The sequence below is a fragment of the Pedobacter sp. T50_32 genome (assembly GCF_057652195.1).
Genome location: NZ_JBYFBY010000007.1, coordinates 163,527 through 175,871 on the forward strand (window position 1 = coordinate 163,527; position 12,345 = coordinate 175,871).

15 protein-coding genes are annotated in these 12,345 nt (G+C 42.0%); 4 read left to right on the top strand and 11 right to left on the bottom strand.

Features of this window, described 5'->3' with window-relative positions; all coding sequences use genetic code 11:
- Positions 1-13 precede the first annotated feature (13 nt).
- From AC23ME_RS18700 to AC23ME_RS18745, 10 genes are all read right to left on the bottom strand, one after another.
- Positions 14-472 (bottom strand): GPW/gp25 family protein, encoded by a 459-nt coding sequence (locus AC23ME_RS18700; protein ID WP_487729268.1) that lies wholly within the window; start codon positions 470-472, stop codon positions 14-16.
- 1 nt (position 473) lies between these two features.
- Positions 474-773, bottom strand: coding sequence for a PAAR domain-containing protein (locus AC23ME_RS18705; protein ID WP_487729269.1), 300 nt, complete (start codon positions 771-773; stop codon positions 474-476).
- Positions 774-795: 22 nt separating this feature from the next.
- The gene (vgrG, locus tag AC23ME_RS18710) at positions 796-2,586 is read right to left on the bottom strand and encodes a type VI secretion system tip protein VgrG (protein ID WP_487729270.1); all 1,791 of its coding nucleotides are present in this window, start codon (positions 2,584-2,586) and stop codon (positions 796-798) included.
- Positions 2,561-3,244, bottom strand: coding sequence for a CIS tube protein (locus tag AC23ME_RS18715; RefSeq protein WP_487729271.1), 684 nt, complete (start codon positions 3,242-3,244; stop codon positions 2,561-2,563). The genes vgrG and AC23ME_RS18715 overlap by 26 nt, the downstream gene beginning before the upstream one ends.
- A complete protein-coding gene (locus tag AC23ME_RS18720; protein ID WP_487729272.1) occupies positions 3,244-3,405 on the bottom strand; it encodes a hypothetical protein in 162 nt (53 codons plus the stop codon). Before AC23ME_RS18720 ends, AC23ME_RS18715 begins: the two co-directional genes overlap by 1 nt.
- A gap of 3 nt (positions 3,406-3,408) precedes the next feature.
- A complete protein-coding gene (locus tag AC23ME_RS18725) occupies positions 3,409-3,849 on the bottom strand; it encodes a phage tail protein (RefSeq protein ID WP_487729273.1) in 441 nt (146 codons plus the stop codon).
- 16 nt (positions 3,850-3,865) lie between these two features.
- Positions 3,866-4,315, bottom strand: coding sequence for a phage tail protein (locus AC23ME_RS18730; RefSeq protein WP_487729274.1), 450 nt, complete (start codon positions 4,313-4,315; stop codon positions 3,866-3,868).
- Positions 4,316-4,350: 35 nt separating this feature from the next.
- Positions 4,351-6,216 (bottom strand): phage tail sheath family protein, encoded by a 1,866-nt coding sequence (locus tag AC23ME_RS18735; RefSeq protein ID WP_487729275.1) that lies wholly within the window; start codon positions 6,214-6,216, stop codon positions 4,351-4,353.
- An 18-nt stretch (positions 6,217-6,234) separates the two neighbouring features.
- On the bottom strand, positions 6,235-6,786 hold the full coding sequence (locus AC23ME_RS18740; RefSeq protein WP_487729276.1) for a hypothetical protein: 552 nt from the start codon (positions 6,784-6,786) through the stop codon (positions 6,235-6,237).
- A gap of 169 nt (positions 6,787-6,955) precedes the next feature.
- A complete protein-coding gene (locus AC23ME_RS18745) occupies positions 6,956-7,519 on the bottom strand; it encodes a Pvc16 family protein (protein ID WP_487729277.1) in 564 nt (187 codons plus the stop codon).
- Between the two features lie 807 nt (positions 7,520-8,326).
- Here AC23ME_RS18745 and AC23ME_RS18750 point away from each other — a divergent pair.
- From AC23ME_RS18750 to AC23ME_RS18765, 4 genes are read left to right on the top strand one after another with little or no spacing between them, the layout of a single operon-like run.
- On the top strand, positions 8,327-8,725 hold the full coding sequence (locus tag AC23ME_RS18750) for a hypothetical protein (protein WP_487729278.1): 399 nt from the start codon (positions 8,327-8,329) through the stop codon (positions 8,723-8,725).
- Entirely contained in the window at positions 8,715-9,368 is a 654-nt protein-coding gene (locus tag AC23ME_RS18755; protein ID WP_487729279.1) for a hypothetical protein, read from the top strand. Before AC23ME_RS18750 ends, AC23ME_RS18755 begins: the two co-directional genes overlap by 11 nt.
- Complete coding sequence (locus AC23ME_RS18760) at positions 9,350-10,126, top strand: sensor histidine kinase (RefSeq protein WP_487729280.1); 777 nt, start codon at positions 9,350-9,352, stop codon at positions 10,124-10,126. The genes AC23ME_RS18755 and AC23ME_RS18760 overlap by 19 nt, the downstream gene beginning before the upstream one ends.
- On the top strand, positions 10,116-10,808 hold the full coding sequence (locus AC23ME_RS18765; RefSeq protein ID WP_487729281.1) for a response regulator transcription factor: 693 nt from the start codon (positions 10,116-10,118) through the stop codon (positions 10,806-10,808). Before AC23ME_RS18760 ends, AC23ME_RS18765 begins: the two co-directional genes overlap by 11 nt.
- A 613-nt stretch (positions 10,809-11,421) precedes the next feature.
- On the opposite strand, the gene AC23ME_RS18770 is transcribed toward AC23ME_RS18765, so the two are convergent.
- The gene (locus AC23ME_RS18770; RefSeq protein ID WP_487729284.1) at positions 11,422-12,252 is read right to left on the bottom strand and encodes an Ig-like domain-containing protein; all 831 of its coding nucleotides are present in this window, start codon (positions 12,250-12,252) and stop codon (positions 11,422-11,424) included.
- Between the last annotated feature and the right edge of the window lie 93 nt (positions 12,253-12,345).

A 12,345-nucleotide genomic window follows, 5' to 3' on the forward strand; every position in this document is an offset into this window, starting at 1 on the left:
TCCTACAAATTAGCTATCTTGAGGTTACCTGCTTCAAATCGGTACCTTCCTTGAAATAAAAAGGATACACCATATTTCTCCTACTATTGGTCTCCTTCACTACGTAATAAAGCTGTATCTCCAGTCTCCCAGTAAGTTCGTCTATAGAATTGATTTCTACTCGATCCAATAAAATTCTAGGCTCTCCAATTAAGATTGCCTGTTCTACATTATCGGTTACAATAGTGGTTTCGGAAGTATTCATTTTAGAGAATACCCATTGCCCCGTATCGCAACCATAATCGAACCTAAAAATTCGTTCTCCTGGTATTGTAGATAGCAAAATCTTCAGACTTTGTTCGATATCTTCCTCCGTCTCGACCAAAATAGCGCCATGATGCTCATCATCGAGAAAATCTCCATTACCCAAGATAAAGTGGGGGGGAAAGGCCCAACCCCGTCCCAAATATGGTTTTTCTGTAATAGTATTCATTTTAACCTCCTATGATCACATTGACGCAGCCCAAGACGATTGTCCCTCCATGTGCACAGGTATCTCCCATTCTCGCTGCTGGCTTTCCTCCAATTAACACCGTTGCCGATCCTTTGACAATACTGTCTGGAGGACCTACGCAAGTACACATATCACCCATTACGGCCGCTGGTAATTTCCCTATAAGTACCATTGGCACTCCTGGCCCAGAAATAGGCCCACCTACATGGGGTATTGGGGGTAATCCTGGCGTAACCATGGGACATACGTGCATATCAGTTAGTCTAGCTGCTGGTGGCATATTTCTCCTTTCTTTTTATTAATTAATTAATCATGACCATTGCTCCCTTAACCATGGTTTGGCCGGCTGCAGAAAGTTCTGCCTGCGCTCCGCCCTTTGCCACAAAGGCAGCATCGGCCTTTGCCTCTATATTGGCTGCTTTCAGGTTGATCGCCGTTTTTCCCTGTATATCTATTCCCGTTCCCGCATTAATTTCAATGTTGGTTTTTGCTTTTAAGGATAAGCTACCAGCAGATTCTATTTTGATCCCCGAAGCGCTCATTTCTATGGTATTTTTATTTTGGTCGGAGATGGTGATACTCTTCCCCTCATCACTAATTTCGATGCTGTTTTTTCCCGGTGTCTGGATAGTAACTACTTTTTTTTCTTCATCGAATTCTAATTTTAACTTAGCTCGGGTTACAATGCTCCTGATGTTATTCTTTTCTTCTATTTTATTAGATGGAGCCCGCATACTACTATAAAGGCTTCCGAGAATTACTGCATGACAAGGATCATTGTTAAAAAATCCGACGACAACCTCATCTCCCACGTCAGGAATGAAAAAGCCTCCGTACTGATTACTTGCCCATAGGGTTGCCAACCTTGCCCAAACCTTATCATTGTCTGAGTTGAGGATAGGCAGACTAATCTGGATTTTATTCTCCTTATCAGGATCACCCTCGATAGCAACAACCTTTCCTATGTGCATTCCTTGTATGCCAGGCAACAATCCCGAAGCTAGCGGAGCAACAACCTCTGCATCTCCACTGATACTTCTAGCATCGATACCTAATCCAGCAGTACTTACCCATTTACCTTCCTTTATCTCATGCTCTACCAAGCCGATATAAGCCTCGCCATTAAAACGACTACCTAATCCAGCTAGCGTAATCAATCTACCCAAAGCAACACGGGAATTGCCCTGGAAGCTGACCTCTCCCCTAATACGTGACAATGCCGTTTTCTGTATTTGTGCATCAGCCCAGCTTTTTAGTACTGCTTCTTCCGAAACCACCGTAGTTTGCAATAAAGCCTTTCGCTTACCGATACCTGTTGCAAGATCGCTTGGTGATTGGTTACCTTGATTGTTGGTAATTTTACTGTTACCGGTAGCCGTAGCCAGTTTCTGCTTGGTACTGTCCCAGGCCAGGGCTTCAGCTCCAATCAATTGTTCAGTGGCATCCAAACCTCCCCTAAAGGACAGAAGATCTTTGCCGTAAGTAACTACAAGTGCCGGCTCTCCACCCAAATTAGGACTATCTACACTAATTCCGGTACCATCTACAATCACGAAAAGTCCATTAAGTTCAGCCCTCGACATGATAAAATCCCAATCAGAACTGTAGTACTGCACCAATTCATTATAGACGGTTGACGTAGCACCAACCTTACTGACTGTCAGTTCTGGATAGCCAGATAGGATCGAGCTGATGGCATCGCTATCTTTCTTCTTTTCAAATATCTTATTCTTTCTGGTCAATGTAGTTGCATAGGCAAAATCCCGACATTCTACGATTAGCAAGTCCTCGGTCCCACCAATTTCTAATCCATGCGATACCACAACGCCTTCAAAGATGACACTCTCAGTACCGTTGTAACCAGCCTCTACACGAATATGCTTCCCTGTTGCAAAAGTTTCATCTTCACTCTCGGGAACTTCCTGTTTGGGCATATCACCAGCCTCTAGCACCAACTGTGCCCTCCCAATACGGTTCACCTCCCTACGCACCCAAATAGACACTAGGCCAAAATGATCTTTAATTTTGCTTTGGTTGCTGTAGATACTACAGGTAACCAATCCTTCACTATTTACTTCTGGAGAATTGCCCATCTTGATTTAAATTGCTTAAAGGGGGGAACATGATCTTGGTTCCTGGCCTTATATTTCTAAAAGTGTGTAGGTTGTTCAATCGGGCCACCTCTACACAATAGGAGGCATCATTATAGATTTCTTGACAAAAAGTAGGCAGTCTATCACCAGCTTTAAACGTAATCGTACGGGAAACGTCTGGCGAGTTCCTTACTGTGGTATCCTTATCAAAATGACCGATAAAAGCTACCGATACCTTTACCCTGAGTGGTACACCATTGGGTAGAAACAGCGTATAATCATAAGTAAGGCTTTTAATCCTCCCATGAAAGATCAGACTGCCCCATACTATTTTGGCGTAGCCAGGTTCATGGCTTTCAGCATTGGTCTTGTAGAGCGCTTTTTCAAGCTCCTCTATCAATGCCTGTATTTTTTTTTTCTTTCCAGGAATTACTCCGGTATCATCCAAGACGAGATCAAAACTTAGGTTTGCCGGATCATGATGCCGGTAGCGTGCAGCCTTCTTCTCCTTGCCCAAGGTATTATCGGGCATATAGGTAATCTGCTTGTTCACCTTCAACTGGGAAGGATTGATCTGGGCAGAAAACTGTCTGCTCGGATCGGTAGTTGTATAGCTGGAGTTAACATAACCTATGATCTGTAATTTCTGCAATTCCATTATCTCCTGGCATTTCTTAGTATTGTTTTCTTCAATTCCGCTTTCAGTTCTTCCATTAATTCTGCTTTGAGCTTGCGGATATATTTCTCGTCGGATAGTCCCGTGGCCTGGACAAACCCCACATTGGCCTTTACCAAAATCTCCTTAATTACAATAGCCATAACCTACAACCTTCTTAATTGTGAATAAGCAAATTCTATCGTTTCTATCAATATGACATTCCTTTCGGAGTCTAGCGTTTCTACCTGCCATTTTACGGGATAGGCGTTCTCACATGACCAGCTATAAATAGGTGTTCCGCCGCTATTCAACAACTTTACCAAAATAGGTCGGGTATTGATCAGCATCTCGAAATTTCCCTCCAAGATATTTTTGATCCATTTTACCTCCTCTTGGCTAAGTGGATACAATGCTCTTTTGAGTATCAGATTAGCGTGTTTCATTTTTTTAGGAAGAAGGTGAACATAGTTGTTCACCCCTCCTTCCTGAATAGCCTCTGTCTCCATTTCGGTCCCCAATCCGGAGACCTCTTTAAAGGCATATTCCTGACTTCCGATGTTCACCTGAAAATAGAAGGCAACCGGCAACTCCCATTTATCTGCCATATCCTTCTGCTAAACGTTACTTGTTCTCTACTTTTAATCCTTCGTGTGCAATCTCAATAGTCTCCACAGCTACTTCATTGCCATCGGATTTCATATCGGTGCCCGTAACTTTGGTAGGCCATGCATTATTCAAAGTCCAAACCATCGTATTTTTGCCATTCTCGTCCAACAAACTGATAACTACCGTTTTTCTTTCTATGATATTCATATTGATTTTCGAGAACCAGTCGAACAGTTTATTGTCTTTGGCAAACACACCCTTTTTTAAGGTTACATTGCCCGTCTTTTTAATGCCCGGCATTTTGATCGTTGAAAACTCCTTGCTGTTACCGTGACGATATTCGATAATCTGCGCCTCTACGTCCAGACCTGATACTTCCTGGAAAGCGATTTCGTCATTACCTATTTTTACTTGAAAATAAAACTTCGGCAATGGCCATATATTGTCTTGTTTTTCTCCTGCCATGATTGCTGTTATTTATAATTGATAAAAATTCTATGTTAACTTTTTTGCATTTGTTGTTGGAAGGTAATCTCGATAAACTCTGCTGGTCTGACGATAGCCACCAATACGGTAATACGCATAATCCCTTCCAATATATCATCTGGTGTCATGGTATCTCCCAGGCCAATGTGTACACTATAAGCATCTTCTGGTATTGCACCAGCTAGTCCGCCCCTTTTCCAGATACCATTCAGAAAATTTGAAATCATACTTCTAACACTTACCCAGGTATTGGTAGTATTGGGTTCAAAGACGAAAGCTTTTGTCGCTATGCTTATACTTTCCTCCAGCATGATCATTGTCCTGCGGACATTGATGTATCTCCAATCTAGGGAATTTCCATCCAAGGTTCTAGCTCCCCAAACCTTAATGCCCTGGCCAACGAAATAACGAATCGCATTCACAGCCTTGCCATCAAGAGGTACATTCAAGTCATCTTGCTCGATCTGAGAGATGTTTACCGCCGTGCTAATTACATTCGACAAACCTATGTTTGCAGGTGCTTTCCAAACCTCTTTGGTATGGTCTACCAGCGAATAGATTCCTGCCATGGCCGATGCGGTAGGCATCAAGTTAAGCTGGCGTAGCATTTCTTTGGTAATTGCAGCATAAAGCGGACTCTGATTATATAATACCTTATGTACTGTCTCCAGTTCTGTAGTCCCTAAATCAGTACCGATCTTATCAATATATCCACCGAGAGAAGCAGGCACGTATAATTTAAGTATCGACTTAAATTTATCAACATCATCCTTATCTATGTTTACAAAAGAAACCTCCTTTTCGGAAATAATAGATGTGTTTAACCAGGGATAGTAGGTAGAGGCATAACTTAGAAATGGGGTTGTGGTCTTCTCTCTGAAAGTACTGATAATATCTCCAGTTGCATCTTTTCTATCTTTGTAACCGTCGTACACATCCATGATTGTCACTCTGTTCTTCATCAATCCGCAATGAGCAGCAACAGCATTCTGTACATCGTAACACTCTTGTTGTTGGAGATTTACCGCTTCCGGCACTACTACGATGGTAGGTTCTTGTTCTTTAAGTAGCGTATCCACAGCTCTAATCAGCACATCTCTGTCTAGGTCTTCTTTATAATCTCCAACAGACACAATGTAACATGCTCCACCACCATTGGCATAAAATAGTTTTAGATTTTGATAAAGGCTGAATTTGTCTGAGCGGTTAATGTTATAATATTGTACTTCCTGCCCCTTAGGAACGGTAAATGCGGCCAACGCTTTGATCAACGCGTCTGTATCTGTTTTCAACGCACCTACATTATAGGCAGCATCCGCCTTTTCAATCTGTGCTAATCCTTTTTTAACCGTCTCTACTGCTGTGGTTATACCACTATAGTCCGCATCTTTTAGGGAGGCAACTGCCAAAGTGTCCAATAAGTTTCCAACAACTTCTAGATATTCATTGGCAGATTTTGCGGCCGCTTTCGCAGCTTCCTTATTTATCGGAGCAAGTTCCTTTTTTTTATCCTCGCTATCAGCCTTGCCCAAATTAGTTTCTGCACCAAGCCATATTGCAAGTGCAGCACTAAGCCCAGCAGTAGCCGAACTTTTCACCGCTGCCTGATAAGCAGCTTCAGGTTCCACGCCAATAAAGGACTTCGAATTGTCTTCAGTTGGTCCAAACTCAAAAAGAAATTTTGGTCCAGCGCCGAAATAAACTTCATATTCAGTTAGGGAATTGATCTTCCATGGAACAGCAGTAAGTGAACTGGTTCCATTAACAGCTTTTTCCGTGTAGCCGATAAATGCTGGTACTGCAGTAGCCACTTCTACAACGGAATTAGGGAAAGCGTTTTTTTCAACGATGTACACCCCTGGGGTTTTCATTGCACACATAATGATTATAGATTTAGATTATAAATAAAAATAGGTGGTTATGGTATTTTTTGCATCCAGGTAAGAGATTGATGAAACCTCCGGAAAAGGAATGCAATTACTCAACAGAATTTCTTCACCGTCCAATTGTTTCCATAAGCTCAGCCGATATGGATACACCTCACTAACTGGTAAAGGCTTGTCTGAAAGAAACCTGTAAGCTTTTTCATCTGCCGAAGTAAACGAAACCTCCGAAAATTCAAAAGCCAATTTCCCCCGATCTTCCTTCAATCTCAAGCGGTCCTTAGAGCCTGTCCTTGGTACAATGATAAATTCCATAAACTTTCTTTTGTTCTGTACGGTCAGGACAATTTTCTTTTGCCCAGTTATATTTTCTTTGGTAAGCGCAATATCTAGTTGTTTCCATATGCCACTTTTTCCAACATGTACCAATTCACACTCATTTTTAGGATCTAAATCAACTTGGTCCTCTGTGTAATGATAGAAGTCGGGATCTATGTTTCTTATCAAAAAGCTGAGCAACATTTCCTCTTCTGTTTTTCCTGGCAATGGTCCACCTATGCGAGACAACAACAACCAACAGTTGCTACTTATCGGCCGAAAGAGCAGATCCAACTTGGACATCAGTAGCTGTGTCTCTGATGTCGGAGCGAGGGTAACACTCGTTCCTGACTTAGAAAAATACCGGTGATCTACTTCTATAGTAATCCAAATGTTGTAACTGTCCATAAGTTCGTGATCAATCGTGATCGGTTTTAAGTTCTGCACTTAACTCTTTATCGGAAAGCGCTGGATCCACACGGCGTACCTCCGCACCATCTAAATTGATAGACCTCAGCCTAAACATCATAGAGGGATAATAACTACCGCCACAGATCCCCCAAAGATTTGCCATCTCTTGTACTGAAAGATTAACTGTATCTACTGCAAATTCTGTGGAACGATCCGTTGAACATACCATAGGATTTTTTTGCATGAAAGATAGCACACCATCCAATAACCTCAGAGATTCCTCATATTGCTTATCCTGAAAAACGGCGGTTACAAGAAAATTCAGATGGAGCTGCCATGTCGGCGCCATTTGCTTAAATTGTTGGCCTAGCAACGGTCTCTGTACAAAACTGACACCTCCAGCGGTTTCCCGGCCCAAACCCACCAGCATAATACTGATACGATTAGCAGGAAATACATTTTGCTCATCCTTGATCGGAGAAAGGAAAACTATATCCTCACGAAGTCCAAACGATCTATTAAGATAATCATTTAACTGTTCCGTAAGTATCTGAAGGGATCGCTGTATCATGTGAATATGCTTCAAATTATTTTTACCTCGGTATCTCCAAGATCCTCAAAAGCGAATTTAGTCTATAAAAATGCTAATAGTACACGTAGGTTTACGTGTTTTCATTTTCCCCAAAACAAAATGAAGTGTAGTCAAATTTAGAGATGCCTGATTTAGGTAAACAACGAAGACATGCCAAAATGGATGTCTTTTGTTATTGCCTTCTCTTAATTTTCAAGTACTGCTACATATTTAACTTTTAATTAGAATATGAAACAAGAAAGTAAATGAGTTGAGAGCGTTATCAATAGCAAATATTGATAAGATCATCGGTATTCATACCTAAAAAAATACTTGTACCTCAAATTTATTTGGAAAATTATCCTACCAGACAATTTATTTCAGACTCGGCTATATTGATCCTGACCTTATCTCGGCCCAGTAGCACTGTACTTTACTTCTATAAATTGCTCCTCGCTAAGTATAGCAGCACTTTGGACAGCCATAGCTAGTTATTAAAATCAAATAAGTCAGAATATTCTTGAGCTCTTTTTTTACACGCAGTCCTGAGATCATCTTAATAATCATCTTATTTGATGACATACCCTGAAACTTTGATATGGCCTATAGCCAGTTGATGTAAAATTAAGAAGATTAAATACAACGCCGGCTTTTTATGCTCCGGACCCTGTCAAATATGTGACTAATGTTTCCGTGCTTTAAAGCGTCAAGTGCCTCTTTCAGATTCACAATTTTTAAGTAGTTTCAAAAAAAGCATGATCAGAAATCTTTTTTTTATTAGATTAGAAAAAATCTAAATGACATAATATGGAGCAGAAACTTTTCGTAAAACCAGATGAAAAAAATGTAATCCCTTTGGCCGAAGCCAAACAATGGACACGTAGTTGGCGTAAATGGGCAGCCCAGCAGGGTGTACCCTATGAAGACGTCCTTAAAGCCTTTACCATACCGTTTTCCGACATTATTAACTTAGCTAAATTTCCAGTTGAGGGACTGACTGGAGTTAGGGCTTACCTTAGCCTAAGTAAGGAAGATGATATTTCGAGCATAAAGATCGTACTGGTACCTGTTGATAAAGACAATAAGGACATTCTTGCTTACCCAAAAGGTGAATTCTCCAACGAAGAGGAGGAGAGTGCGATCTTTGACCTCACTTATCCGTGTCCGTATCTTTGTGATCCCGAGAGCGAATTGAATGGTGATTAAATTCTTGATGGCCTATGTGGTTCCTCTTTTCGTTCTAGTTCCTCTAGTAATCGGATTGAGGAACTATAGCCGATTGCAAATTTCAGGTAAGCTTGTTGTCTGGTACCTCTTTCTCTCCGCGATCGCAAGTTTAGTGGCTGTCGTATTAGGGAGAAATAACATCAACAACATGCCCGTTTTTCATATTTTTACAATCGTCGAATTTGTAGTTTTGACGCTTTTCTTTGCTAGTTTAAGTAAAAGCAAAAACTTGCAATCTACCTTGATGGTCATATCGATATTATTTCTTGTATTCGGGGTTATTAACGTTATTTTTATTCAATCTATCCTTACCTATAATTCTTATCCAAGATCGATTGGCAGTCTTCTGCTCATCGTATTTGGTCTGCATTGGTTCTTTAACTCGCTTGGCAGTCGGAACAGCATCGATAGTCAGAAGGGACTATTTTGGATCATCAGTGGAGTAATCTGTTATTTTTCAGGTGGGCTGTTCCTTTTTATCTTCCATGAATATGTGGCACAACATCCAGCTAGCTATCGTTATGCCTGGTTGGCCCATGCAATCTTTGTTGCAGCGTTCCTTTATACAACAATAACAATCTTTTTAATTCAATCCGTAACAAAATGGAAATTGGAACAGTAGTTATAGCTGCTATGATCTTCTCCCTCTCCATAGTGTTAGTCATGATTTTTTTATACTTTCGCTATCAGGGAAGGCTTACTTCGGAACGTTTGGCGCAACAGGAACAAGAGATAGCTTATCAAAAAAGCCTTATTCAGGTGACCATACAATCCCAGGAGCAAGAACGTAAGAGAATTGGACAGGACCTGCATGATAACGTGGGCACCGCACTATCTCGCTTGAGGTTGGTCATGGAAAGCCTAATGGAAGCACAAGAATTGGAAGATCAGCTTCATATGCGATACCTATCCGGCAAACAGCTGATTTCAACAATAGTCAATGATGTAAGATCAATATCGCATCAGCTTTCCCCCACAATCCTCGAATTGTGTGGATTGGAGGAGGCTTTACTTGAAATCATTGATCAGGTTAATTCGTCTGGCAATCTTCGAATCGACTTGATCAAACAACAGGAAGGAATATTTGAACTTATCACACCTTCAGCCGGCCTAGCAATTTACCGATGCGTACAGGAACTAATTGCCAATACGATCAAACATGCTGGAGCTGATACTGTAATTCTTCATGTTCAACACCAACAAAACCAAATGTTGATCAGCTATCAAGATAATGGTCGTGGACTGCCATTTCAAGCTAGCACGCTAGGTATGGGAATGAAAAATATTGCCAGCAGGATCATGGCAATAGATGGGAATGTAAATATTCCAGCACAAGAAAATGGATTTACGATTAATATAACTATCCCCTATGCAACATAACACTGAGCCCATTTACCTATCTATAACTGATGATCAGACTTTATTTAGAGAGGGTTTGAGGAACCTGATTTCTAGGGATCCGCAATTGGAAGTGCTAATGGATCATGCTAATGGTGTTGAATTGCTAGCTGCTCTACAAAACACCTCTATTTATCCCGATATTGCCCTTGTCGATATGGACATGCCGGAGATGAACGGAATGGAGCTTACTAGACAGCTACTCGCGACCCACCCGGATATTAAAGTCATTATCCTTTCTGTCCATAACCAGACAGCACTCATTGCAAAGATGATCCAAAGTGGTGCAAGTGCCTATTTGGAAAAAAATTGTGGCAGTAAAGAACTTTTGGAAACTATCAGGAAAGTTCACGAAAATGGTTTCTTTGTGAGCAGGCAGGTGATCGAGGCTATACAGATCTCTTCTCAGCGCCGAAATCGTACCATCCAGCATCTAGAGGAAATCAACTTACATCTTACCGATCGTGAGCTACAAATCCTCACTTTGATTTGTAAGGACATGGGCACAGTTGAGATCAGTGAAATACTTTTCATAAGCCCGAGAACAGTAGAAGGACATCGACAGAACCTGCTGGTAAAAACAGGCTGCAAGAATGTTGCCGGCCTAGTATTATTTGCGATCAAGAGCGGCATCTTCAATATAGACGCTGACAAATTCGACTAAAAAATATCCCCACTTGGAGTTCGAAATGGGGATATAATTTACTTGGATCTAACCAGTCTTAATTTCAAAAAGATTGATTTTCAAATTTAGTTCAAAGTACCATTTGTTTGTCCGGCCATTGCCTGGGTGTTGGAACTATATAATTCCGATATATTGGATGTCTTTGATACTTTCGCGCTCAGACCGAACAACGTGCTTTTGTACTATGTTAGACAGCCATCAGGCTTATCTAATCTTCGGCAAACGTAAAGTTGGCACCTATATCAAATATTCTGATACCTTAACCATCTTCGGCCCCAGTCCATCTCTGGCTCTCCAATAAACGGATCATCTTATCGATGGCATCAGCGAAAAAGCACGTCTCATTAACAACCGTTATCCATTCTTGCCAGAGCCCGAACTCTTCCTCAGGTATACGGCTGCTTGGAACCATGTATAGAAACCAAAAAGTAGTGGATCCCGCTCGCCTAAGTTTGGCACGAGATCTGGTTGCTCCATCTACCAGTCCTCCCGCCTTTTTCCTAAACCTAAAACAGATACATTGACTAGAGCTACCATAAAAAGGGGCCCGTATGTTCAACACATACGGGCCCTATCTATTCCGCTAAAACAGCTAGTTTTTCAATACTTTTTTGGTAACCACACCGGTCGACGTCCTTAAACGGACAACATAACTCCCCGATGGCAGATGGCCAATGGACAGGGTAACCGAAGTATCAGTCCTTTTCAGGGACTGGCTCTGGAGCACCTTGCCGTTCACGTCTATCAATTCTAGACTGGTTGCACCCGCCGGGAAACTGAACGTCACCCAATCCCTTGCCGGATTCGGATGCAGTGTAACCTGATGGACGTCCAAGTTCAAATTTAAGCTTAACGTTCGCAGTTCCACGGCCTTTCCATCGACATCAACCTGCACCAGACGGTAATAGTTGATACCGGCTAGCGGTAGACGGTCAAGGTAGCGATAGTCGCTCCTAGTCGCTACCGTACCATTTCCCTTTACCGATGCCAATCTAACAAATGATTTGCCATCCTCTCCCGCACGGTAAAGCTCAAATCGCTCATTATCCTTTTCCGAAGCCGTAGACCAATCCAACCTGGCCATACCGCGTTCAGCTTTCACCGTAAAATCTATCAGCCTTACAGGCATCACATCTGGATTTACCGTCACATTTACAGTTGCCGTAGCCGTACCGCAGTTGCTACCCGAAATTGTATAGGTAAAACTGGTGGTCCCCGAAAACCCTGTTGCCGGCGTAAAACGCACGACTCCCGTTGACAATGTCACCGTCCCACCGGTTGTCGGCTGGCTGACTGAAACTATCGCCAAGCTCTCCCCAGCATTATTTGCCACATCGTTGGCGAGCACGTCCACCACAGTGGCGTTCGCATTGTAACCAACGGTCAGGTTATCATTGTTTGCCGATGGCGCAATGTTCACCACTACCGCTACCGATCCTGCAGCACTTGTACAGCCGTTGGTCGTTACCGTAACACTGTAGGTTCCGCCAGCAGCCAATGGTGCATTCGTTATCGT